The sequence below is a fragment of the Pseudomonas sp. GNP014 genome (assembly GCF_054344005.1).
In genome coordinates this window covers 6,180,317-6,204,283 of record NZ_JBTGUS010000001.1, presented here as the reverse complement: position 1 = coordinate 6,204,283, position 23,967 = coordinate 6,180,317, and the positions used below count along the sequence as shown (strand labels likewise).

The window sequence follows — 23,967 nt, the reverse complement described above, 5'->3', positions numbered from 1 at the left end:
TCAGTGGCTCAACCCGTACTTTTTCACTTTGTCGAACAGCGTGGTCTTGGCCATGCCCAGTTCCAGGCTGGCCTGGGTCAGGTTGCCGCCGCTGCGTTGCAAGGCATCGCTGAGCAGGTTGCGCTCGAACGCTTCCACCGCTTCGGCAAACGCCAGGCCCTGGCCCGCGCTGCCGGCGCCGGACTTCTTGAACGCCGGCAGGCCGAGGGCGAAGCGTTCGGCGACGTTGCGCAGCTCCCGCACGTTGCCCGGCCAGTCGTGGCTCATCAGGTTCGACAGGGTCTGGTTGTCCAGCTCCGGCAGGGCGCGGTCAAAGCGCAGCGCCGATTGCTGGGTGAAGTGTTCGAACAGTTGCAGGATGTCTTCGCGACGCTCGCGCAGGGGTGGCAATTCGAGGGTCACGACGTTGAGGCGGTAGTACAGGTCGCTACGGAATTCGCCAGCCTTGCTCGCTTCATCGAGGTCGGACTTGGTCGCGGCAATCACCCGGCAATCCACCGCCACGCTCTGGTTTGAACCGAGGCGTTCGAGGGTGCGTTCCTGCAACACGCGCAGCAGTTTGATCTGCAACGGCAGCGGCATGCTTTCCACTTCATCGAGGAACAGCGTGCCGCCGTCGGCGTGTTCGATCTTGCCGATGCGCCGTTTACCGGCGCCGGTAAAGGCGTTGGCCTCGTGGCCGAAGATCTCGCTTTCGAAGAGGTTCTCCGGCAGGCCGCCGCAGTTCAGTGCGACGAACTGCTTGCTGTGGCGGCGGCTGAAGTCATGCAGGCAGCGGGCGACCAGTTCCTTACCGGTACCGGTTTCGCCTTCGATCAAGACGTTGGCCGATGTGTCGGCGACGTTGGCGATCAGTTCGCGCAGGTTCTGCATCGCCGGCGAGCGGCCGATGATCCGGCCTTCGAGCGAATCGCGTTCGGCCAGTTGCCGACGCAGCGACGACACTTCCCGCGCCAGACTGCGTTGCTCCAGGGCGCGCCGCGCCACATCGACCAGGCGCTCTGGCGAGAACGGCTTCTCCATGAAGTCATAGGCGCCTTTCTGCATCGCACCGACCGCCATGGAGATGTCGCCGTGACCGGTGATCAGCACCACTGGCAGGCTGCGATCACGTTGTTTCAGGCGGGTCAGCAACTCCAGACCGTCGATACCCGGCAAGCGGATATCGCTGATGACGATGCCGGCAAAATTGTCGCCGACCTGCTCCAGTGCTTCTTCGGCGCTGCCCACACCAATGCAGGGAATGTCTTCGAGGGTCAGCGCCTGTTGGCAACCGAGCAGGACATGGGGGTCGTCTTCGACGATCAGCACACTAAGGTCGTGGTTCATATTGGCTCGGCAGGAGTAGGGCTTACCAACGGTAAACTGAGGACGAAGGTGGTGCCACCGCTGGCCGGGTGTTCGACACCCAGATGCCCGCCGGTGGCGGCCGCGAGGCTGGCGGACAGGGTCAGGCCGAGGCCCAGGCCTTGTTCACCGGGTTTGGTGGTGAAGAACGGTTCGAACAGATGCTTGCGTGCTTCGGCGTCGATGCCATGACCGTTGTCGCGCACGCGCAGGCGATATTTACCGTTGAATTCTTCACCTTCCAGCCACAGCTGCGGCAGCGGTTGCGCCTGCATGGCATCGAGGGCGTTGCCGATCAGATTGACCAGAATCTGTTCGAGGCGAGTCTGGTCGATCAGCAATTGCACGTCGGCGAATTGCCGGTGCAGCACCAGCGCCGAGTGTTCCACCCGCGCGCCGAGCAATTGCAACGCCGCCTCCACCGCTTTGCCGAGGCTGGCCTGACCGTGGCTGTCGCCGCGACGGGCGAACGAGCGCAGGCTTGCGGTGATGCGGCCCATGCGGTCGATCAGGTCGTTGATGGTCTTGAGGTTGGTGCTGGCGACATCGAGCTGACCGCGCTCGAGAAACCGTACGGTATTGCCCGAGAGGGTGCGCATCGCCGCCAGCGGCTGATTCAGTTCGTGGGCGATGCTGGTGGACATCTGGCCGATGGCCGCAAGTTTGCCGGCCTGCACCAGTTCATCCTGGGCACGGCGCAAGGTTTCTTCTGCCTGACGGCGTTCGCGGATCTGGCTCTTGAGGCGCTCGTTGCTGGCGCGCAAGTCCGAGGTACGTTCGGTAATCCGACGCTCCAGCTGATTGTTGGCTTCCTGCAAGGCTTCGCGGGCGGCGAGCCGGGTGGCGATGACTTTGCGCCGCTCGTTCCAGGCGATCAGCAGGAACGCCACCAAGGCAAAGGCGACCGCGACCAGAATGCCTTGGTTGATCGCTTCGCGACGCAAATCCTGCAAAGGCGTGAGCAAGGTGAAATTCCAGGGCGTGTCACTCAACGGGCGGGTCTGCGCCAGATAGCTGATGTCATCCTCGCCAGACGGCACTTCGCTGTTGGCGGGGAAGGTGAGTTTTTCCACGCCTTCGGACAGGGTTTCGCGAGCCAAAGGTTGCAGTTCGTTGAGCGGGTACCAGTAGTACTGCAGGCTTCGGGCAAGTTTTTCCTTGGTGTCTTCACTCAAGGGAATGACAGCTTTCAGACGTCGGGCCGGATCACTGGAAAGAATGATGATGCCGTTTTCATCGCTGACGAAGGCTTCCAGACGCGCGCGCTGCCAACGTTCTTCCATGGCTTCCAGCCGCACTTTGACCACGGCGACGCCGATGATCTTGCCATGCTCTTCGAGACCGTGAGCGAGGTAATAACCGGGCTCGCCATTGGTGCTGCCGATGCCGTAGAAGCGGCCAGGTTCGCCGCGTACGGCTTTCTGGAAATAGGCGCGGAAGGACAGGTCTTCACCCAGATAGCTGTCGACATCGCGCCAGTTGCTGGTGGCCATCACGCGGCCGGTGGTGTCCATGACGTAGATGGCCCGACTGCGGCTGCGCCGGTTCAGACCTTCAAGGTAAGCATTGACCGTTTGCCGGTGTTCCGGGGTCGGGTCGGCCAGCAGTTGCGGGACACTGGTTTCCAGTTCCAGCAGGCTGGGCAGGTATGTGTATTTGCTGATCTCGCTTTCGACTGCGCGGGCGTGCAGTTCCAGCTGACGCTGGCCGTTCTCGCCAAGGCTGCGGATGCCGAAATGTTCGCTGGTCCAGAAGCCGGCAAAACCCAATCCGATCATCAGGGCGATGATCAGCGGCGGCAGGAACAAATGACGGATCAGGCGAGGTTTCACGGCAAGTGATGGCGGCGCGGCGCGATAGAGAGTGGGGTCGCATTTCATCACAGATGCCTTGGGTCAACCAGCATGGCTAACAGCATGCTGGTTTGTTCGAGCGCGGAACCTGTGGCGAGGGGATTTATCCCCGATCGGCTGCGAAGCAGTCGTCAAACCGGCAGATGCGGTTTGATTTTGAAATGCTGGGGGTCGCTTCGCGGCCCATCGGGGATATATCCCCTCGCCACAAAGCTCCCTCGCCACAGAGTTCGGTGTGTTGCTTTTAGTGCTGCAGGATTTTCTCGAGGAAATGCTGCGCGCGTTCGGAGCGGGCGCTGATGTCGCCGAAAAATTCCTCTTTCGGGCAGTCTTCGATGATCTTGCCGGCGTCCATGAAAATCACCCGGTCGGCCACTTTACGGGCGAAGCCCATTTCGTGGGTCACGCACATCATGGTCATGCCTTCCTGGGCCAGTTGCACCATCACGTCGAGTACTTCGTTGACCATTTCCGGATCGAGCGCCGAGGTCGGTTCGTCGAACAGCATGACGATCGGGTCCATCGCCAGCGCACGGGCAATCGCCACGCGCTGTTGCTGACCGCCGGACAGTTGCCCCGGATGCTTGTGGGCGTGGGCCGACAGACCGACGCGCTCGAGCAGTTGCAGACCTTTCTTGGTCGCCTCTTCCTTGCTGCGGCCCAACACCTTGATCTGCGCGATGGTCAGGTTTTCGGTGATGGTCAGGTGCGGGAACAGTTCGAAATGCTGGAACACCATGCCCACGCGTGAGCGCAGTTTCGGCAGGTTGGTCTTCGGGTCGGCAATCGAGGTGCCGTCGACGACGATGTCGCCTTTCTGGAACGGCTCCAGGGCGTTGACGCATTTGATCAGGGTCGATTTGCCGGAACCCGACGGGCCGCAGACCACGATCACTTCGCCTTTTTTGACCTCGGTGCTGCAATCAGTCAGCACCTGGAAGTCGCCATACCACTTGTTGATGTTTTTGATAGAGATCATACGGCGAACCTTTTTTGCAGACGCTTGACCAGCAGCGAGGCGGAAAAGCTGATGATGAAGTAGACGACACCGGCGAAGATCAGGAACTCGTTGGAACGACCGATGATGTCGCCGCTGGAGCGGGCGGAGTTGAGGAAGTCCACCAGACCCACGGTGTACACCAGCGAGGTGTCCTGGAACAGGATGATCGACTGTTGCAGCAGCAACGGGGTCATCTTGCGGAACGCCTGGGGCAGGATGATCAGACGCATGGTCTGGCCATAGGTCATGCCCATCGCCTGGGCGGCGGCCATCTGGCCTTTGGGGATCGACTGCACGCCGGCCCGGACGATTTCGCAGAAGTACGCGGCTTCGAACATCATGAAAGCCACGACGCAGGAGGTGAACGCGCCGATCGGGGTGTCTTCGCCGGTGATCCAGCGCAGCACGAATGGCACCGCCAGGTAGAACCAGGTGATCACCAGCAGCAGCGGGATCGAGCGGAAGTAGTTCACATAAGCGCCGGCCACGCGCGACAGCAGTTTGCTGGACGACAGGCGCATCAGGGCGAGGATGGTCCCCAGCACGATGCCGCCGACCACGCCCATGACCATCAACTGCAAGGTCATGACCATGCCGTTCCACAGGCCCGGGATCGCGGGGATGATGCCGCTGAAATCGAAGTCCATTATTTACCCCCCACGGAGATCAGGCCGGGCACTGCGACTTTCTTCTCGACCATGCGCATCAGCAACATCAGGCTCATGTTCAGGGTGAAGTAGATCAGCGTGGCCAGGGTGAAGGCTTCAAACAGGTTGGCCGAGAATTCGGCGGTCTGTTTGGTTTGCGCGAGCAATTCCATCAGGCCGATCAAGGACGCCACGGAGGAGTTCTTGAACGCGTTGAGGAATTCCGAGGTGAGCGGCGGAATGATGATCCGGTAGGCCTGGGGCAGCAGCACGTTCCAGTAGATCTGCGGCAGCTTGAAACCCATGGCGCGGGCGGCGGATTCCTGGCCGCGTGGCAGCGCCTGGATGCCGGTACGCACTTGCTCGCAGACACGGGCTGCAGTGAACAGGCCCAGGCACACGACAACGCTCAGGTAGGCCGAGGTGGTCGGGTTCAAGTCCTGTTTGTACCAGTCCTGCAGGTTCTGCGGCAGCAGGTCAGGTACCAGGAAGTACCAGATGAACAGCTGAACCAGCAGCGGCACGTTGCGAAACAGTTCGACGTAGCAGGTCGCGATGCCCGATACGATGCGGTTCGGCACCGTGCGCATGACCCCCAGAATGGAGCCCAGCAGCAAGGCGATGATCCATGCCACGATGGCGATGGCAATGGTCCAGCCCAAACCGGTGACGTACCAGTCGAGATACGTCTCGCTGCCAACGCCGGTGGACTTGAAGAACACGCCCCAGTCCCAGTTGTAATTCATTAGGGTCTCCCCTCGAGATCGATCGATGTACAAGCACCCGCTTGGGGAAGGTCCTTTCCCGTCCGACGTTGAACGTCGGACACACGCGATCGGCTCGGAAACCGCCAGGTCGAGTGTTCCACAGTAAAGCCAGCAGGTAGTAACAGACGCCTGAGGGAAGGTGGCTCCCTCAGGCGATAAGGTTAGTCAGGTATCAGATTTTTACGTCAGGCGCCGGCTTGTCGCTCGGGTTGGCGATCAGATCTTTTACCTTGTCGCTCATCGGGAAGTTCAGGTTCAGGCCTTTTGGCGGGATCGGGCTTTCAAACCACTTGCTGTAGATCTTGTTGATCTCGCCCGACTTGTACAGGCCAACGATGGCGGCATCGACAGCCTTCTTGAAGGCCGGGTCGTCTTTGCGAACCATGCACGCGTAGGCTTCGAAGGACTGTGGCGTACCGGTGATGATCCAGTCGGCCGGCTTCTTGGCCTTGGCTTCTTCGCCGGCCAGCAGGGCGTCGTCCATCATGAAGGCTACGGCGCGGCCGCTTTCCAGCATGTTGAAGGACTCGCCGTGGTCTTTGGCGGAGATGATGTTCATGCCCATCTGCTTGTCGGCGTTCATCGCTTTGATGATGCGCTCGGACGTGGTGCCGGCGGTGGTCACGACGTTTTTGCCTTTCAGGTCGGCAAAGTCAGCGTAGGACGGCTTGCCATCCTTGTCTTTCTTGACCAGCAGACGGGTGCCGATTTCGAAGATGTTGACGGTGAAGTCGACTTGCTGGGCGCGTTCGGCGTTGTTGGTGGTGGAGCCGCACTCGATATCCGCGGTGCCGTTCTGGATCAGCGGGATACGGGTTTGCGAGGTCACCAGGTTGTACTTGACCTGCAGGTCTGGCTTGTTCAGGTCTTTTTTCAGGGCTTCAACGATGGCCACTTGAATGTCGTGGGAGTAGCCCACGGGTTTGCCGGAAGCGTCCGCGATGTAGGAAAACGGAATGGAGCTGTCACGGTGAGCGAGCGTGATGGTGCCCGAATCGTTGATTTTCTTCAGGGTGCCGGTGAGTTCGGCGGCGAAAACTGGTGTGCTGATCAGAGCGGCAGCAATGGCTGCGCCCAGGATATGGGGAACGATGCGCATCAAATTTTCCTCGAATTGTTTTTTTTATGGAGCCAGTTCGTCGGCCCTTTTGTGCTTCGAATGCCTGACGGCTCCTGAAGTGTTGGCACTGCAGGCATTCGTCGAGAGAGTGTAGAGCATGAGTCGTGCCAGACCAGTCGTCGATGGTTAACTTGTTGTTTTATAACGTTATTAAACTTTTGTGGCGGTGTTTTTCAGCGTATCTGATCCGGTTTACCGAATCGACCGTGAAGTCGTGTTCGGAAAACCGAACGCTTTGCCTCAGCGCCAGACCGGGAGCCAGCCAAACACGAACAACAGGTGCGAGACCGCGCAGAGGGCCCCGAACAACAGCACCAGGCCAATCATCGGTGTACCGCCCCACACCCGATAGCGCGGGCTGCCGAAGCGTTTGCGCGAAGCCCGCGCCAACAGGGCAGGGGTGATCACCGCCCATAACGTCGCCGCCAGCCCGGCGAAACCGATGGCATGGATAAAACCTTCCGGCCAGAGGACTCCGCAGAGCATTGGTGGCGCAAAGGTCACGGTGGCGGTCTTGAAGCGCCCGGCGGGGCTGTCGTCGAAGCCGAGCACATCGGCCAGGTAATCGAACAACCCCAGGGTCACCCCGAGAAACGAACAGGCCACGGCGAAGTTGGAGAAAAACGTCAGCAACAGGTCGATGTTGGCGCTGTTGAGCCGCGACCCCAAGGCGCCAATCAATACATCAATGTTGCCGCCGCGCTGGGCGATGTCCTTGAACGCGTCCCGGGGAATATTGCCCATGCTGCACAACATCCACACCAGATACAGACCCAGTGCGAGCAAGGTGCCGCTGACCAGACAGGCGCGGATCCGCTGTGGGTCCTTGCCGTAATGCTTCATCAGGCTGGGCACGTTGCCGTGAAAGCCGAACGAGGTCAGGCAGAAGGGCAGGGTCACCAGCAAGTAGGGCCAATAGTGGTTGTCGCCGTGGTCGAGGTTGAGCAGCGTGGCGCTTTGCACATGCCCGAGCAAACCACCGAACGTCAGGAAGAACGCGAGGATTTTGGCGCCGAACACCAGCGTGGTCATCCGGCTCACCGCCGTGGTACTGAGCCAGACGATAAACGCCACCAGCAGGGTGAACCCCAGGCCGCCGGCCCGTGACGACAGCGTCCAGCCCAGCGATTGCGCGGTGTGATGAATCACCGAACCGCTGGCGGAAATATAGGCGTAGGTCAGGGTGTAGAGCACAAACACGATGCTCAAGCCGTTCAAACGGCTCCAGCCACGCCCGAGCAGATCGCGGGTGATGGTGGAAAAGCTCGCGCCTTCGCGGTAGTTGAGATTGGCCTCGAGGATCATCAGGCCCGAGTGCAAGGTGCAGAACCAGGCCAGCAACAGCACGGCGACCGAGCCGTAGAACCACAGCCCGGACATGACCACCGGCAAGGAGAACATGCCCGCACCGACGATGGTGCCGCCAATGATCATGGCGCCACCGATGATCGACGGCGAGCGTTCGACAGCAGGAACGGAAGAGATTGAGGTGACGCGCATGGCAAGGCCCGCAATTTGAATTGTTATATGGCAGTGGTTGACACGGTTGCTGTGGGAGCGGGCTTGCCCGCGATGGCGCTCGGTCTGTCAACAGTGATGTTGAAGCCGCTGGCCTCTTCGCGGGCAAGCCCGATCCCACAGGGTTCTGTGCAGGATGGTTATTCAGCGGATGTCGAGCAGGTGCGTCAGATGCCGCACATTCGCCAACAAAAAGCTGTCCTGCCCCGGCAACGCATCGAACGACAACCCCACCGGCAACCCGCCCGCAGCCGCGACCGGAATGCTGATGCTCGGTGCCGCCAGGTTGCTCGCCGGATCGGTATTGCGCACGAAGGCTTCGAAGTTGCTTTCGTCCGAGCAATCGCTGAGCAGCGGCGCGCTGCACGTGACGGTCGGGTAAGCGATCAGATCCAGTCGGTGGTTGCCCAGCAGCGCACGGTATTCCTGCTCCAGACGCAGTTTGCTCATCAACGCCTGCACGTAATCGGTGTAGGAAATCGCCGGACTTTCCAGTTGGGCGTTGAGGATTTTCTTGATCGCCGGATCGCGGATCTGCGCAAGGATATCGAGGAACTGCGCACCACGTCCTTGCCCCATCAGGAACCGCGGGAAGTCGATGAAAAACTCGTAGATCGGCAACGGAAACTGGATGCTTTCGTTGATCTCGCCGATCACGGCGTCGTCGACCGGCACGATGATCGCCCCGCGATCGGCCAGGGTGTCGATCGCCGCTCGGCAATCGCGCTGCACATTGTCGGCGAGGTCGGCCCAGAGAAAGCGCTCGGGGATGCCGATGCGCAACGGTCGGTCTGCGGCCTGTTGCGCGCTGCCGGTCAGGTGCCCGTGAACGAACTGGCAGTCTTCCACGGTGCGGGTCAGCAGGCCCGGAGTGTCCTTGGTCTGCGACACCGGAACGATGCCATCGGCGGGGTAGAGGCCCGTGGTCGGACGCATGCCGACGATGCCGCAGAACGCCGCCGGAATCCGTACCGACCCGCCGGTGTCCGTGCCGACTGCGCACGGTACCAGGCCGGCGGCGACGGCGGCGGCACAACCGCCGCTGCTGCCGCCGGCACTGTGCCGTTGATTGGCCGGGTTGAGCACGGCGCCATAGGTGTGATTGGCCGACGTCACGCCGAACGACAGTTCGTGCATGTTGTTCTTGCCCACCACCCGCGCGCCGAGGTGTTTGAAGCGCTGGACAATACCGGCGTCCACCTGCGGTACATAGTCGGCCAGGCCGGGTGTGCCGGCGGTGGTCGGCATGCCGCTGACGTTGATGTTGTCTTTGAACGACACGGGCAAACCGTACAGCGCGCTGTCGCGTGCGATACCGTCGGCCTTGAGCGCTGCCGGGTCGAACGTGATGAAGCTGTTGAGGTGTTGCACCTGGGCATGACGCTCGCGCAGGGCCTGCTGCCAGGTGTCCGGGCAGTGCTGGCCGCTGCGAAATCCGTTGACGAGCTGTTCAATGGAAAGCTGGCTGTACATGGAAAATTCTCGGGTTGAAAGGGCCGGGATCAGCAGTAGCGGTACTGCGAGTGCAAGTCGTCGAGCGGGTTACCGGCAATCAGGTCGCCGCCCAGACTGCTGATCACCGCACAGGCGCCGTTGAGTGCGGTTTGAATCGCGCCTTCGGCCCAGCCACCGGTGAACGAGGCGCCGCAACCGGCCAGGTACAGGCCGGTGTCCTGGTTCGGATCGAGCGCAGTGCGGAACTGATAGAACAGGCGTTCGGAGTAAATGTCGTCGCCAGGGAAATTCAGTTTGAAGGCGCCCAGCGCGTGTTTGTCGGTCAGCCAGTCGTATTCCAGAACGTAGCGCTGATAGTCGCCGTCCAGCGGCAGCAGGTGGCTGGCAAACTCCGGCGCGCTCATCGCCAGTTCGTCGACCAGACGCAGGCAGCGCTGCACCTTGTCGGTCATCGACACCATCTTGTGCGAGTCGTCTTCCCAGGTGTAACTGATCAGCACCACGCCCCACGAGTCCGGGTCGTGCGGCGCGTAGTCGAGGCAATAGACGCCCTTGACCAGGGTGTCGGTCTGGATGTTTTGTGCCAGGCCGTGTTTGAGCCAGAACTTGTCCTTGGTCAGGATGAACAGTTTGGACGAGCCGACCATGTGGGTTTCATTGATCGCCCGCGCCACGTCGCGATTGACGAAGGCCTGGTTCTGCGTGAGCTTGAGGTTCACTTGCAGGGCACGGGTCGTGGTGGTGGTGATCACCCGGTCGCAGGCGTAGGTTTCGCCGTTGCTGCCGGCCAGCAGGATTTCGCCGTTGGCGCCCTTGTTGATCGACTCGATGCGCGTGCGGCAGATCATGTCGCGCAGCTCAATGCCATTGAACGCGGTGTCGGCAATTCGCTCGGCCAGCGAGGAAATGCCGTTGGGCACCAGCCGCTGATTGACCTCCAGGGCATTGACCACCAGCCGCAGGATCTCGGTGAACGAGGCGCGGTACACCGACTGGAATCCGCCGGAGCCAATCCCCAGCGAACCGAACAGGTGGAAGTCCTCGGGCTTGCGCCATGCCTTGCCACCCGGAGGGTTGTTGCCGGTGAAGATTCGCACCATCGCCGAGTAAAACGAGCTGTCGCCGAAACAGTCCAGGTAGCGTTGCCACTCGGGCTGCACTTCGCAGTAGTTGTGCTGTTTGAGCAGTTCGGTCAGCAGCAGTGGCGGTGCCAGGCACGTGCCGTCATCGAGGGTCACGCCTTCGCGAAGAAACGCCACCCAGCCCTGGTGCACGGTGCTGAACAGCGCCGGCGGTGGCTGCAGCGCCGCCCAGTGATGGGCCTCGCCACGGTAGTGGATTTCGGTGTCGACGACGCCCGGGTCGGGAAACGCTTCGGTGGTCTGGATACCGAAACGATTGAGGTAATGAAACAACCCGACTTCACTGGGCGGAAAGCGCATCGCGCCCATTTCGGCGATGAATTGTGGCTGTTCTTCGTCAAAGCACTGGGTCAGCAAGCGCCCGCCGACGTGTTCCGGCTCGGCTTCGAACAGGGTGACGCGGCGCGCACCGGCGCGCAGCAATTCGTAGGCCGCGACCAGCCCGCTGAGGCCGGCACCGACGATGCCGATGTGCTTTTCGGCGGATTCGGCCGGCAGGTAGCCGATCGCTTCATCGGCATTGCGCAGGAACTGGCCATAGTCATAGAGCAGATCGACGTAGGGAAAAGACAGGCACGCGGACGCCTGGTTGGAGCCGTTGGGAATAGGGTTCACAGGGGGAATTCTCGGTCGATCAGATAATGAGTTGCAGGCTTTCAAGGGCGCGTGCGGGGTTGAGCAAGAGAATCTTCTTGCCATGGATTTTCCACGTGCCGTCGATATTGATCAGTCGGTGCTCGACGGTGACCGGGTAGTGCCATTCACTGTCGCTGCGGGCCTCGCAATAGAGCATGTTGGAACTGGCGAAGGCGCTGAACGAGGCGTCGTCAACCGTGATCCGCGGACGCTGCGCGATGTGCAGGCAGCGGCTCTTGGGCTGCTGGGAAAAGTTGCGCGCATTGGCCAGCCGGTTGATGCGCAGCGTAGTCAGGAAGCGGTCCTCATACACCAGCGAGGACTCGTGCAACGGGCTGCGCTGTTCGCGGGTCATCGGAATCCAGTAGGTGTAATCGTCGCTGAGCAGTTGTTGCCAGGCGTCGAAATCCTGTTGGTCGAGCAAGTGCAGTTCGGTGTCGATCAGTTGCTCGATGGCGTGCTGATTAGATTGATCGTGTTGCATGGTCATCCCGCATCAAGTGCTGCCAGCTGTTATAGAAATTGCGCATCGCCATTTCGCTGGTGCCGGACACCACCTGGGTCTGCGCATAGGCTTCGTGCGGGGTGAACAGCCGGGCGACGTTGACCCATTCGTTGGCGTCGCTGCCCAGCCCTTCCATTGCCCGCTCGTACATTTCCACGTCATCGTGGGCAACCATCGAACACGGTGAGTTGATCAGGTTGTTGTACTGCACGGTTCTTTCCAGCAACTGCACCGGGGCGCCTTGCAGCTCGAAGATCCACGACTCGACGATGGTTTCCCGGGCACTGACCGGTTTGATCACGCGCAGTGTCTGGATCGGCCCCTTGACCATCAGGTTGGGGAAATACACGGTGTTGTGGCGGGTGTCGTCGAGGATCGCCCGGGCCTGGTCTTCGCCGTAGCTTTCCACCATCAGTTCCCAGTACCCCGGGATGTCGGTGTAAGCCTTGTGGATCGAGTTGCTGACCCCGGTGTGCCCGTGGCCGTTGGGCCAGATCCGAATGCCCATACCGGCGAAAAACTCGTAGGACGCCATGAACGGCGAGAACAGTTCGACCGCCATCGGCGGCTTGCCCTGGTCGCCGGTGTCTTTCCACAAGCGAATCGCTTCGCCGGCCGAGGACTCGTGGGCGATCATCGGGTGGCAGGTGTCGGTCTGGTTGTCGACGACCATCTTCCAGTTGCAGCGATGGCGGTGCAGCAACGGCTGGCCGACGACCTTCAACTGGCCCAGGGGCGAGCGCATGACCATGTTGTCCAGGGTCGACAGCGACTCACCGAAGAACTCGTCGAAGCCGACGCCTTCTTCCGTCAGGCGCACGAACACGAAGCCGCGATAGTTGCGCACCGCCGTCACCGCACGCATGCCTTTGTGCGCCGAACAACTGCTCAGGTCGCAGTCGTCGTATTCCTTTTTCACCGGGATGCTCAGCAATTCGCCGTCGGTCTTGAACGTCCAGGCGTGGTACGGGCAACGCATGAAGCGCCCGACATTGCCGCGTGCTTCGGCCAGCACCTTCACGCCTTTGTGCGGGCAGCGGTTGTGCAGGACTTTGATCTCACCACTCTTCTGTCGAATCATCGCCAGCGGCTGTTGGGCCAGGGTGCTGGTGAAGTAGTCACCGGTCTCGGGGATCAGGCTGTCGTGGCCCAGGTAACACCAGCTCGCGGCGAAAACCCGCTGCTGTTCCTGTTCGAATAGAGACTGATCAAGGAACAGAGATTTATGCACTTCTCTGCCATTGAAATAGTTGTCCAACGGGGTGTCCTCTTCAGATCGCCAGCTTCAGGCGGGGGCTTTTCGCGCGAGATACGCAGGGATAGATCCGCGCACTGCAGGCCGCTTCCTGTTCGCTCATGATGAAGTCGCGGTGATCGACTTCGCCTTCCAGTACATCCAGTGCGCAGACGCCGCATTCGCCGCGACGGCAGTCGTAAAGCGGATCGAGCCCGGCAGCTTCCAGGGCTTCGAGCAACGACTGCTGCGGGCCGACCTCGACGCTGACGCCGGAGTCCGCCGCGTCGATGACGCAACCCTGCGCGGCGTTGTCGCGGGCGACGTTGAACACCTCCAGATGGATCTGGTCGCGGGCCAGACCCGCACGTTCGGCATGGCTGAGTACCTCGCCGAGCATTGCCGCCGGGCCGCAGACATACAGACGGTCGTCGGCGCGCAGGTCGGCGAGCACGTCAGCGATCGCCGGACGATGGCCCGACAGGTGCAGTTGCATGCGTTCCTGAAGGTGTTCTTGCAGGTGGCTGGCGTAGACCGCGTCGTCAACGCTCTTGGCGAAGTAATGCAGGTGCGCTGGACGCTGCAGCGCAGCCAGGTGACGCAGGATGCCGGTCAACGGCGTGATGCCGATGCCGCCGGCAATCGCGATGTCGCGACCGCTGGTGACGCTCAGCGGGTAGTTGAAGGTGTTTAACGGGCCTTCCAGTTCCACGCTGTCATCGACGGCCAGGGCGCGGATGTACTGGCTGCTGACGGAATCCGGCGAGAGGCGGATGGCGAAGGTGAACCGGCCGTCCCCGGCCTCGTCCAGATGCACGGTCGAGTAATGCCGAGGATCATTCAGCCCCGGGATCAGCCATTTGAAATGCGCACCGGCGTGGCTCATCGCGATCAGTGAAGCCGGGCCGCTGACGGTGACTTCCTTGATTGACGCCGAGAGCATCCGGCAATGTGTGACGGTGAACTTCATGCAGGCGTTTCCTGGCTCAGCGGTGTTTCGTGCAGGTACAGCCACTGAACGTCGTGGTGCTGCACCCGCAGGATCGCCACCGAAATGCGCGAGGTTTCGCGCTGGTTCAGGCGATGGGTTTCTTTGTAGCGCAGCGCCACGGTCGCGCCTTCGTGCCAGACCGTGTGCAGATCGCTGATCAGGATTTCCAGACCTTTGCGGGCACCGACCGCGCCGGTGAACAGTTGCTCGACCTGCGCCCGGCCGACGATGGCGGCCGCGGTGGTGACCATGCTGAAGTGCTCGGCGAACACCGCCATCAGCGGCGCGACGGTGGCGGCTCCGGTGCCGTCGGCATCGGTGAAGACGCGGTGAATCAGGTCATGCACGTGGTGAATACTGTGTTGCGCTCGTTCAACCAGGTTGTTGTTCATGGCATTCCTTTGGAGGGTTCAATTGACTCATCTGAAACAGCGGGAACAGCCCGACCAGCGCCGCAATCGCGAACGTCGCGTGGTAGGCCGCCGTGGTATCGAACTGCTTGAGCAGCACATTGAAGATCATCAGAAACAGCGCGGCACCGAGGCTGAAGGACATCTGCCGGTTGATGTTCCAGATCACGCTGGCCTTGTGCGTGTCGCCGCCGGCAAAGTCCATCAGCGAGGTGGTCTGCGCGGTGTTGGCGCCGATGCCGCCGCCGATGCCCATCAGGCTGTAGGCGATCACGATGACCCACAGGTCCGTCGGCGCATTGACCAGCATCAGCGTGGCGATGCCGGCGCTGTGTAACAGCATGCCGAGGGTGAACAGGCGTTTGGCTCCGACCCGGTTGTAGACCCGACCGCAAATCGTCATCGCGATGAAGGCGCCGATGGCATAGAGGATCATGAACATCCCCGTCAGCCGGGCGCTGAAGTGCAGGGTGTTCTGCAGAAAGAAAATGCTCATCAGGTTGACCCCGGTGAACACGCCGGGAATCGCGTAATAGATGAAGATCGAGGTGCTGAGCTTTTTGCTTTTGAGCAGGTTCAGTTCGATGATCGCGTTGTTGCAGCGCCGGTAGTGCAGCAGGTACAGGGCGATGAACAGCAGGCCCGCCGCCACGCAGATCAGCGCGGCCATTGCCGGATAATCGCCGCCATACAGCGACATGCCCATCAATAGACTGGCCAGCGCGGCGCTGACCAGCAACAACCCTCGGATGTCCGGGCGCGGCAGGCTGGCGGGCTTGGCTTCCTTGATCCAGAACCACGACAGCCCGGCGGCGATCAGCGAGAACGGGATGTTGCTGTAGAACACCCAGCGCCACGAACTGCTGTCGACGATGATGCCGCCGACCGTCGGCGAAATGGCCGGTGCAATCAGCGCGACCGCCATCACCAGCGTGGAAATCTTCGCCCGTTGCTCACCCTGGAACAGGTTGAAGGTCAGCGCCTGGCCCACCGGAATCAGCAGACCACCACCGATGCCCTGGAGGAAACGCCAGATCACCAGTTCATGGAAACTGTCGGCCATCCCGCACATCCACACTGCACCGCTGAAGACCAGCATCGACAGCGTGAGAATTTCGCGGCTGCCAAAGCGCCCCGCCAGCCAGGTGCTCACCGGAATAATCAGGGTCAGGCCGAGAATATAAGCATTGGCGACCCACGCCACCGACGAAGTACTGACTTGCAAAGTTGCCGATATACTCGGCAATGCCACAGCCGACATAAAGATGTTTATACAGTCAATAAAAAAGCCGATCAGAAAGATCAGCGCGATCTTATAGCGATAGTTCATGTTGTATCCCCTTTGCCGCGCAGCATAGGGGCGATGGACTTGAAGTGTCGATACGACTATGCTTAAAACAATGTTTGACGGGATTTAACAGTGAGCCATAGCGCGATGCACTCTCATCTTAATCGGGTCCAGACGTTTCTTGCGGTGGTGGATTTTGGTTCTTACACCAAAGCCGCGAATTACCTGAGTATCAGCAAAGCCATGGCCAGCCTGCATGTCAAGGCGCTGGAAGAAGTCTTGTCGGCCACGCTATTGATCCGCAATACCCGCAATATATCGCTGACCGAAATAGGGCAGGAGTTTTATGAGGAGTTCAAGGGTATTGTCGCGGATATTGATAATGCCTTTGATAATGTCCTGAAAGGTAATAACCGGGTCTCCGGAAAGTTGCGGATAAGTTCAACCAGCGAGTACGGTGAAAAATATATCCTGCCGTTGATTCCGCTGTTCTCCGAGCGTTATCCGGAAATTCGCCTGTGCTATAACTTCAACTCTTCGTTGAACGATCTGGTCGCGGAAAAGCTCGATCTGGTGATTCGCCTGGGCAACTTGGCGGACTCCGCGTTCAAAAGCCGCAAGCTCGCGGATTATGAAATCGTGCTGGTGGCCACTGAGGCATTTCTCGCCCGCCATCCGGTAAACGAACCACAGGACCTGAACAACGTGTCGTGGATTGCCAACAGCAATTTGCAGGCGCCGACCCAATGGACGTTGCGCGATAGCCAGGGGCAGGGAGTCGAGGTCAGCGGCACCAGCCACTTCGAATCGAACTCCTCGACGGCCATTCGTTCGATGACCCTGTCGTCACTCGGCGTTTCAGTGCTGCCGGCCTGGGTGGTCGCCGACGACATTGCCAGCGGGCGTTTGCGGCGCTTGCTGCCTTCGTATTCGCTGCCGTCGCAGTCGATCAACGTGGTGTTCCCCAACAGCCCGCATCTGCCGCACAAGTCGCGGGCGTTCATTGATTTTCTGCTGTTGCATCTGGCCCAGTGACTCAGTGATGCATGGTGGCGAGGGGATAGATCCCCACGCCACGGCTCTGCAGATGTGAAAAAGCCCCTGAATCTCACGATTCAGGGGCTTGTCATGCAAGCGATGTCTTGGGAATCAGGCCGCTTCGATCTTGCGATTCAGCTCGACCTTGCCCAGATACGCCGCCAGTTTTTCCTGTTCGGCCGGGGTGGTGAACAGCCCCAGCTTGCTGCGACGCCACAGGATGTCATGGGCCGTGGTCGCCCACTCTTCGCTGCACAGATAATCGACTTCACGGGTGTAGAGCCCGCCGCCCAGGTGTTCGCCCATGTCGGCGAGGCTGTCCACGCCTTCAAGCATGCGCCAGGTGCGGCTGCCGTAGGTGGTGGACCAGCGGCGGGCGATCTCGGTCGGAACGAAGTCGAACTTGTCGCGAATCTGCGCGCACAAGGCCTGCGGGGTGCTCATGTCTTCGCCACCGGGCAAGGTCGCCGTGGCGGTCCAGCTCGGGCGCATCTGGGTGAAGAACGGCAGCAGTTGCGCCATCGCCGATTCAGCCAGTTTGCGGTAAGTGGTCAGCTTGCCGCCGAACACCGACAGCAGCGGCGCCTCTTCGCCGCCACCGGACAACGCCAGGGTGTAATCGCGGGTCACGGCCGACGGGTTGTCGGATTCGTCGTTGCACAGCGGACGGACGCCCGAGTAGCTGTGCTGGATGTCGTCGCGGCTGAGCTGCTTTTTGAAGTGGGCGTTGACCACTTGCAGCAGGTAGTCGGTTTCACCGTCGGTGATCGCCACTTTCGCCGGGTCGCCGGTGTATTCGCGGTCGGTGGTGCCGATCAGGGTGAAGTGGTTCAGGTACGGAATGGTGAAGACGATGCGCTGATCTTCGTTTTGCAGAATGTGCGCGTGCTCACCTTCGTACAGTTTCGGCACGATGATGTGGCTGCCCTGAATCAGACGGATGCCGTACGGCGATTCCATTTTCAGGTCGTCACGGATGAACTTGGCAACCCACGGACCGGCCGCGTTCACCAGCGCTTTGGCGGTGATCGAAAACAGGCTGCCGTCGGCACGTTCCAGGTTCAGGTGCCACAGGCCCTTGGCGCGACGGGCGCTGACGCAACGAGTCTGGGTATGAACGTGCGCGCCTTTTTCCCGGGCGGCCATCGCGTTGAGTACGACGAGGCGGGCGTCATCGACCCAGCAGTCGGAGTATTCGAAGCCTTTTTTGATTTCGCTTTTCAGCGCACTGTCGGCGCCGAACTTCAGGCTTTTCGAGCCTGGCAGTTTTTCGCGCTTGCCGAGGTTGTCATACAGGAACAGGCCCGCGCGAATCATCCACGCCGGACGCAGGTGCGGACGGTGCGGCAGTACAAAGCGCATCGGCTTGACGATATGCGGCGCCTTGGCCAGCAGCACTTCGCGCTCGGCCAGTGCTTCACGCACCAGACGGAATTCGTAATGTTCGAGGTAACGCAAGCCACCGTGGATCAGCTTGCTGCTGGCCGACGAGGTGTGGCTGGCGAGGTCGTCCTTTTCGCAAAGGAACACCGAGAGACCGCGACCGGCGGCATCCGCTGCGATCCCCACGCCATTGATCCCGCCGCCGATCACGGCAATGTCGTAGATCTCGGAGAGAGGGGGCGTACGCAAGGTAGATGTGGACATCGGCTGGCCTCGGGCTCTTTTGATTTTCTGTTTGGAAATCGAACATTAATGTTCATTTGCGAAAATGGTAGCTGATAAACACGCGCACAGCCAGTCGACTTCGATTGAAAAAACTCATCGAAGGGCGGTTAAAAGAAAATTTTCGAACATTAACAGGCGGAAAAAAACATTTGTGGCGAGGGGATTTATCCCCGTTGGACTGCGAAGCAGTCCCACAACCATGCAATGAGGTTCGACTTTGACAGGGTGAGGGGGCCGCTTCGCAGCCCAACGGGGAATGCTGAGGGGGGGTTAAACCACTTCCAGACGAATCTTGTGCTGACTCAACAACTGCGCCAGAGCTGGCACCGGCTGCTGATCGGTGACCAGGCAATCGATCAGGCTGATCGGCCCGAGACGAATCATCGCGTTGCGTCCGAACTTGCTCGAGTCCGCCGCGAGAATCACCTGCCGCGCATTGGCGATGATCGCCTGGGAAACTCGCACTTCCTGATAGTCGAAGTCGAGCAGGCTGCCGTCTTCGTCGATCCCGCTGATGCCGACCAGGGCGAAATCGACCTTGAACTGATTGATGAAATCGACGCTCGCCTGACCCACCACACCGCCGTCACGGCGCACGTTGCCGCCGGTCAGCAGCACATCAAAATCATCCTTGGCACTGAGCATCGACGCCACGTGCAGGTTGTTGGTGATGATTTTCAGATGGTTGTGATTGAGCAGGGCGCGGGCAATCGACTCGGTCGTTGTGCCGATATTGATGAACAGCGAGGCGTGATCGGGAATCTGTGCGGCAATGGCTTCACCGATGCGTTGTTTTTCATCGCGCATCTGATCGGCGCGCATCGCGTAGGCGGTGTTTTCGACGCTGGAATCGTAGGCTGCACCGCCATGGTAGCGACGCAACAGATTGGCTTCCGCGAGCTGATTGATGTCGCGGCGGATGGTTTGCGGGGTAACAACGAACAGCGTGGCCATTTCCTCGATGCTCACATAGCCGCGTTCGCGGACCAGCTCGAGTATTTGCTGCTGACGGGGAGGCAGATTCATGGGGCTTCCTTTGGGCTGCCGTGCAAAATTTGCCCATGATGCCGCAGGAATCTCCTCCCGACCAGTTACATACAGATACGAGTACTCAGGTTGGCTTATTCAGCGTCCTCACGCGCCCAGTCACGGGTACGGCTGACGGCTTTTTTCCAGCCTTTGTAGAGTTTCTCTTTCTCGACTTCGTCCAGGCTTGGTTCGAATTCGCGCTCGATCACCGCTTTGCCACGCAATTCGTCCAGGCTGCCCCAGAAACCGCACGCCAGACCCGCCAGATACGCGGCGCCGAGTGCCGTGGTTTCGCGCATTTGCGGGCGCTCGACCTGGGTGCCGAGGATGTCGGCCTGGAACTGCATGAGGAAGTTGTTCGCCACCGCGCCGCCGTCCACACGCAGGGCCTTGAGGCGTTCGCCGGAGTCCTGTTGCATGGCGTCGAGCACGTCGCGGGTCTGGTAGGCGATCGACTCCAGCGCGGCGCGGATGATGTGATCCACACGTACGCCACGGGTCAGGCCGAACAGCGCGCCACGGGCATACGGGTCCCAGTACGGCGCGCCCAGACCGGTAAAGGCCGGCACCAGGTACACGCCGTTGCTGTCCTTGACCTTGTTGGCGAAGTATTCGGTGTCGTGGGCGTCGTTGATGATCTTCAGTTCATCACGCAGCCACTGCACGGTCGAACCGCCGTTGAACACCGCGCCTTCCAGTGCGTAAGCAACTTCGCCACGCGGGCCGCAAGCGATGGTGGTGAGCATGCCGTGCTGGGATTTCACCGCTTTGTCGCCGGTGTTCATCAGCAGGAAGCAGCCGGTGCCGTAGGTGTTTTTCGCCTGGCCCGGTTCGACGCACATCTGGCCGAACAGTGCCGCTTGCTGGTCACCGGCGATACCGCCGATGGCGATGCCGCTCTTGGTGCGACCGTAGATTTCCGAAGACGCCTTCACTTCCGGAAGCATCTCGCGCGGGATGTCGAGAATCTCCAGCATCTTCGAATCCCACTCCAGCGAGTGAATGTTGAAGAGCATGGTGCGCGAGGCGTTGGTGTAGTCGGTGACGTGTACCTTGCCGCCAGTGAATTTCCAGATCAGCCAGCTATCGACGGTGCCGAACAGCAGTTCGCCGTTGCGCGCACGCTCGCGGCTGCCTTCGACGTTGTCGAGGATCCACTTCAGTTTGGTGCCGGAGAAGTACGGGTCGGTAACCAGACCGGTGTTGTCACGGATGTAGTCTTCGTGACCGTCGCGCTTGAGCTGCTGGCAGATCTCGGTGCTGCGGCGGCACTGCCAGACGATGGCGTTGTACACCGGGCGGCCGGTGGTCTTGTCCCAGACCACGGTGGTTTCACGCTGGTTGGTGATGCCGATGGCGGCGACCTGGTCGTGATGCAGACCGGCCTGGGCCAGCGCTTCAACCATCACCGCACTCTGGGTGGCGAAGATTTCCATCGGGTCGTGTTCGACCCAGCCGGCTTGCGGGTAATGCTGGGCGAATTCGCGCTGCGCGGTGCAGACCACGTTCGCGTCGCGGTCGAAAATGATCGCGCGGGAGCTGGTTGTACCCTGATCGAGGGCAATGATGTAGTTCTTATTCTGAATGTCGGTCATGTCGATTGCCTTGGACGAAATAAGGGAGAGTGGGCCGTGGCGCGGGCTCTAAATGGGCAGGAACCCGCGCCGACTGTTTCAAGAAGTTCTTGGTTTGCCGTCAATGGCCGGTTCTGCATCCTTTGTAGCAGGTGTGGCGCCGGTCAGGTGACGGGCAATGAGCCCGCGGTACCCGGCAGCGCCGAGGCAGGCACCGACAATCGGTGCAAAAATCGGAATCAGGAAGTACGGAATATCGCGGCCGCCCGTGAAGGAAATTTCACCCCAGCCAGCGAAGAAAGTCATCAGTTTAGGACCGAAGTCACGGGCCGGGTTCATCGCGAAGCCGGTCAGCGGGCCCATCGAGCTGCCGATCACCGCGATCAGCAAACCGATCAGCAGCGGCGCCAGCGGGCCTTTCGGCAGGCCGTTGTTGTCATCAGTCAGGGACATGATCACGCCCATCAGGATCGCGGTGATGATCACCTCGACCAGAAATGCCTGGGCGGTGGACAGCACAGGATTAGGGAAAGTCGAGAATACCGAGGCCAGCTCCAGGCTCGCCGCCGAGCCGCGAACCATGTGGTGGGTTTGTTCGTAATCGAAAAACAGGTTGCTGTACAGCGTGTAGACCAACAGCGCGCCGCAGAAGGCGCCGGCAATTTGCGCGAGGATATAGAACGGCAGTTTGCGCTTTTCGAAGTCAGCGAAAATGCTCAGGGCGATGCTCACGGCGGGGTTCAGGTGCGCGCCGGAAACGCCGGCGGTCAAGTAGATCGCCATGCTCACGCCGACGCCCCAGATGATGCTGATTTCCCACAGACCGAAGCTGGCACCTGCGACTTTGAGCGCGGCGACACAACCGGTGCCGAAAAAGATCAGCAGTGCAGTCCCCAGAAACTCGGCCATGCATTGGCTTGAAAGCGATGGTTGCTGTAAAGCAGTTGTCATTGAAAACCTCGTTTTTTGTTGTTGTCTGGCGCGTTTGCCGTCAGGGCAGAGCGCGATTTTCCCCGGAGCAGGATCCCCATCCTGTTCCCGGTTTACTGCTGGGTGCTGCGGAGATGATAATTCTTACATTATTCAGATTCGAAAAAATATAGACAAGAAACAAACCTGTCAAAGGTCGAAAGTGAACCGTCGGTCACAATTAAACTATTGGCCGTGTGAATGATCCTTCGCCGACACCTCTCAACCCGCCCCCAGAAAAGCTGGAGGCCACGGGAAACGTGGCTTGGAATAGAGCCTTTTGTGAGCCGATCGCCTAGAATCCGGCGCAGGATTTTTCTCTGTCTGCCAAGCCTGGAGCTGCCATGACCCCTGCGTTGGACTTGTTGAAAAAAGTTCGTGCCGAACATCGCGTGCACAGTTACGAACATGACCCGAAGGCCGCGTCCTATGGGCTGGAGGCCGCGGAAAAACTGGCGCTGGCGCCGGCGCAGGTGTTCAAGACGCTGCTGGCGGCCAGTGAAAAGGGGGAATTGCTGGTGGCGGTGGTGCCGGTCGTCGGAAGCCTCGACCTCAAGGGCCTGGCCCACGCTGCCGGGGTAAAAAAAGTCGAGATGGCTGACCCGGCTGCCGCACAGCGTTCCACCGGTTATCTGTTGGGCGGTATCAGTCCGCTGGGGCAGAAGAAACGCCTGCGCACCTTTATCGATAACTCGGCTCAAGGCTTTTCGACTATCTATGTCAGCGCTGGCCGGCGTGGGTTGGAAGTCGAACTGGCGCCTGCCGTTCTCGCTGAGCACACCCGGGCCACCTTCGCCGATATCGGCCGCGCCTAGTCTTGACCGCTGTATGAAGAAAATTCGCCGGTTCTGTGACTGGCGCTGATCCGGTCGGGACTGCATGCTCTGCCGACGAACTTCAGGGAGTAGGTTATGCAGCTCGAGTTTCATCAGGTCGACGCATTCAGCGATCGGCCATTCAGTGGCAACCCGGCCATGGTTTATCGGCTCGATACCTGGCTGGCGGACGAGTTGATGCAAAAAATCGCCGCCGAGCACAACCTGGCGGAAACGGCATTCGTGGTGCGCGAAGGCGCTGCGTGGCACATCCGCTGGTTTACCCCGACCACCGAAGTACCCTTGTGCGGGCATGCGACGCTGGCCAGCGCTTATGTGTTGTTCGAGATCTACCAGGAAAACGCCGAACGTCTGGACTTCATCTGCAAGTCCGGACCGTTGAGTGTGACCCGCGAAGGCGATCGCCTGTGGCTGGATTTCCCCTCCATCGTGCCGTCAGAGATTGGCGTGACACTGGATGTCGAACGCGCGCTGGGCGTCGAGGCGGTGGACGTGCTCGGTTCCAACGAGCTGTTCGTGGTGCTGGAGTCGGAGCAAGCGGTGCTCGACTGCACACCGGACATGGTTGCACTGGCCAAACTGCCGTGGCTCGGCGCGATCGTCACCGCGCGGGGCAATCAGCATGATTTCGTCTCGCGCTACTTCGCCCCGGCGATCGGCATCAATGAAGACCCGGTGACCGGTTCGACCCATTGCAGCCTGATTCCCTACTGGTCTGCACGTCTGGGCAAGTCGAGCCTGACCGCGTGCCAGCGCTCGGCGCGGGGCGGGGAACTGTTTTGTCGGCTGGAAGGGGAGCGGGTGAAGATTGGCGGCAATGCGACGCTCGTTGCGAGCGGCACGTTGATGCTGGGCTAACCCAAAACAACTGTAGGAGTGAGCCTGCTCGCGATAGCGGTCGCTATCGCGAGCAGGCTCACTCCTACAGGGGGATGGTGCT

Annotated in this window: 21 protein-coding genes; 3 read left to right on the top strand and 18 right to left on the bottom strand. The window is 60.4% G+C overall.

All coding sequences use genetic code 11. The features are described 5' to 3' along the window. From aauR to ACXX9E_RS27855, 14 genes are all read right to left on the bottom strand, one after another. Positions 1-1,329 carry a two-component response regulator AauR gene (gene aauR / locus ACXX9E_RS27920; protein ID WP_123466194.1) on the bottom strand — a complete coding sequence of 443 codons (1,329 nt, stop codon included), beginning with the start codon at positions 1,327-1,329 and terminating at the stop codon, positions 1-3. Next, on the bottom strand, positions 1,326-3,227 hold the full coding sequence (gene aauS / locus ACXX9E_RS27915) for a two-component sensor histidine kinase AauS (RefSeq protein WP_123466196.1): 1,902 nt from the start codon (positions 3,225-3,227) through the stop codon (positions 1,326-1,328). The genes aauR and aauS overlap by 4 nt, the downstream gene beginning before the upstream one ends. 217 nt (positions 3,228-3,444) lie before the next feature. Beyond that, positions 3,445-4,179, bottom strand: coding sequence for an amino acid ABC transporter ATP-binding protein (locus ACXX9E_RS27910; protein WP_042560754.1), 735 nt, complete (start codon positions 4,177-4,179; stop codon positions 3,445-3,447). Further along, the gene (locus ACXX9E_RS27905) at positions 4,176-4,847 is read right to left on the bottom strand and encodes an amino acid ABC transporter permease (RefSeq protein WP_003227756.1); all 672 of its coding nucleotides are present in this window, start codon (positions 4,845-4,847) and stop codon (positions 4,176-4,178) included. The genes ACXX9E_RS27910 and ACXX9E_RS27905 overlap by 4 nt, the downstream gene beginning before the upstream one ends. Next, positions 4,847-5,593, bottom strand: coding sequence for an amino acid ABC transporter permease (locus ACXX9E_RS27900; protein ID WP_458556527.1), 747 nt, complete (start codon positions 5,591-5,593; stop codon positions 4,847-4,849). The genes ACXX9E_RS27905 and ACXX9E_RS27900 overlap by 1 nt, the downstream gene beginning before the upstream one ends. 193 nt (positions 5,594-5,786) lie before the next feature. Continuing rightward, the gene (locus ACXX9E_RS27895; RefSeq protein ID WP_122606850.1) at positions 5,787-6,713 is read right to left on the bottom strand and encodes a glutamate/aspartate ABC transporter substrate-binding protein; all 927 of its coding nucleotides are present in this window, start codon (positions 6,711-6,713) and stop codon (positions 5,787-5,789) included. Between the two features lie 261 nt (positions 6,714-6,974). Continuing rightward, positions 6,975-8,234 (bottom strand): tryptophan permease, encoded by a 1,260-nt coding sequence (gene mtr / locus ACXX9E_RS27890; RefSeq protein ID WP_123466200.1) that lies wholly within the window; start codon positions 8,232-8,234, stop codon positions 6,975-6,977. A gap of 162 nt (positions 8,235-8,396) precedes the next feature. Then, positions 8,397-9,725: an amidase family protein gene (locus tag ACXX9E_RS27885; RefSeq protein ID WP_458556526.1), complete on the bottom strand. Its 1,329-nt coding sequence runs from the start codon at positions 9,723-9,725 to the stop codon at positions 8,397-8,399. Positions 9,726-9,754: 29 nt separating this feature from the next. Then, on the bottom strand, positions 9,755-11,464 hold the full coding sequence (locus ACXX9E_RS27880; RefSeq protein WP_322376081.1) for an NAD(P)/FAD-dependent oxidoreductase: 1,710 nt from the start codon (positions 11,462-11,464) through the stop codon (positions 9,755-9,757). Positions 11,465-11,483: 19 nt separating this feature from the next. Next, entirely contained in the window at positions 11,484-11,969 is a 486-nt protein-coding gene (locus ACXX9E_RS27875) for an aromatic-ring-hydroxylating dioxygenase subunit beta (RefSeq protein ID WP_458556525.1), read from the bottom strand. Next, the gene (locus tag ACXX9E_RS27870; RefSeq protein WP_458556524.1) at positions 11,950-13,248 is read right to left on the bottom strand and encodes a Rieske 2Fe-2S domain-containing protein; all 1,299 of its coding nucleotides are present in this window, start codon (positions 13,246-13,248) and stop codon (positions 11,950-11,952) included. Before ACXX9E_RS27870 ends, ACXX9E_RS27875 begins: the two co-directional genes overlap by 20 nt. Before the next feature lie 13 nt (positions 13,249-13,261). Continuing rightward, positions 13,262-14,194 carry a flavin reductase family protein gene (locus ACXX9E_RS27865; protein ID WP_458556523.1) on the bottom strand — a complete coding sequence of 311 codons (933 nt, stop codon included), beginning with the start codon at positions 14,192-14,194 and terminating at the stop codon, positions 13,262-13,264. Continuing rightward, entirely contained in the window at positions 14,191-14,607 is a 417-nt protein-coding gene (locus ACXX9E_RS27860; protein ID WP_123466210.1) for a DUF4440 domain-containing protein, read from the bottom strand. Before ACXX9E_RS27860 ends, ACXX9E_RS27865 begins: the two co-directional genes overlap by 4 nt. After that, on the bottom strand, positions 14,588-15,955 hold the full coding sequence (locus ACXX9E_RS27855; protein ID WP_123466212.1) for an MFS transporter: 1,368 nt from the start codon (positions 15,953-15,955) through the stop codon (positions 14,588-14,590). The genes ACXX9E_RS27860 and ACXX9E_RS27855 overlap by 20 nt, the downstream gene beginning before the upstream one ends. 105 nt (positions 15,956-16,060) lie before the next feature. Here ACXX9E_RS27855 and ACXX9E_RS27850 point away from each other — a divergent pair, with 105 nt between their 5' ends. Next, positions 16,061-16,948 carry a LysR family transcriptional regulator gene (locus ACXX9E_RS27850; RefSeq protein WP_123466214.1) on the top strand — a complete coding sequence of 296 codons (888 nt, stop codon included), beginning with the start codon at positions 16,061-16,063 and terminating at the stop codon, positions 16,946-16,948. Positions 16,949-17,062: 114 nt separating this feature from the next. Here ACXX9E_RS27850 and glpD read toward each other — a convergent pair whose 3' ends face one another. From glpD to ACXX9E_RS27830, 4 genes are all read right to left on the bottom strand, one after another. After that, positions 17,063-18,598 (bottom strand): glycerol-3-phosphate dehydrogenase, encoded by a 1,536-nt coding sequence (gene glpD / locus ACXX9E_RS27845; RefSeq protein ID WP_186746716.1) that lies wholly within the window; start codon positions 18,596-18,598, stop codon positions 17,063-17,065. Positions 18,599-18,889: 291 nt separating this feature from the next. Continuing rightward, positions 18,890-19,645, bottom strand: coding sequence for a DeoR/GlpR family transcriptional regulator (locus ACXX9E_RS27840; RefSeq protein ID WP_007916700.1), 756 nt, complete (start codon positions 19,643-19,645; stop codon positions 18,890-18,892). A 95-nt stretch (positions 19,646-19,740) separates the two neighbouring features. Continuing rightward, on the bottom strand, positions 19,741-21,243 hold the full coding sequence (glpK, locus tag ACXX9E_RS27835) for a glycerol kinase GlpK (protein WP_016986644.1): 1,503 nt from the start codon (positions 21,241-21,243) through the stop codon (positions 19,741-19,743). A gap of 78 nt (positions 21,244-21,321) precedes the next feature. After that, the gene (locus ACXX9E_RS27830) at positions 21,322-22,173 is read right to left on the bottom strand and encodes an MIP/aquaporin family protein (RefSeq protein WP_128616320.1); all 852 of its coding nucleotides are present in this window, start codon (positions 22,171-22,173) and stop codon (positions 21,322-21,324) included. 362 nt (positions 22,174-22,535) lie between these two features. Here ACXX9E_RS27830 and ybaK point away from each other — a divergent pair, with 362 nt between their 5' ends. Next, the gene (gene ybaK, locus ACXX9E_RS27825; RefSeq protein ID WP_186746726.1) at positions 22,536-23,006 is read left to right on the top strand and encodes a Cys-tRNA(Pro) deacylase; all 471 of its coding nucleotides are present in this window, start codon (positions 22,536-22,538) and stop codon (positions 23,004-23,006) included. A 96-nt stretch (positions 23,007-23,102) separates the two neighbouring features. Beyond that, complete coding sequence (locus tag ACXX9E_RS27820; RefSeq protein ID WP_123466224.1) at positions 23,103-23,885, top strand: PhzF family phenazine biosynthesis protein; 783 nt, start codon at positions 23,103-23,105, stop codon at positions 23,883-23,885. The last annotated feature ends 82 nt before the right edge of the window (positions 23,886-23,967 follow it).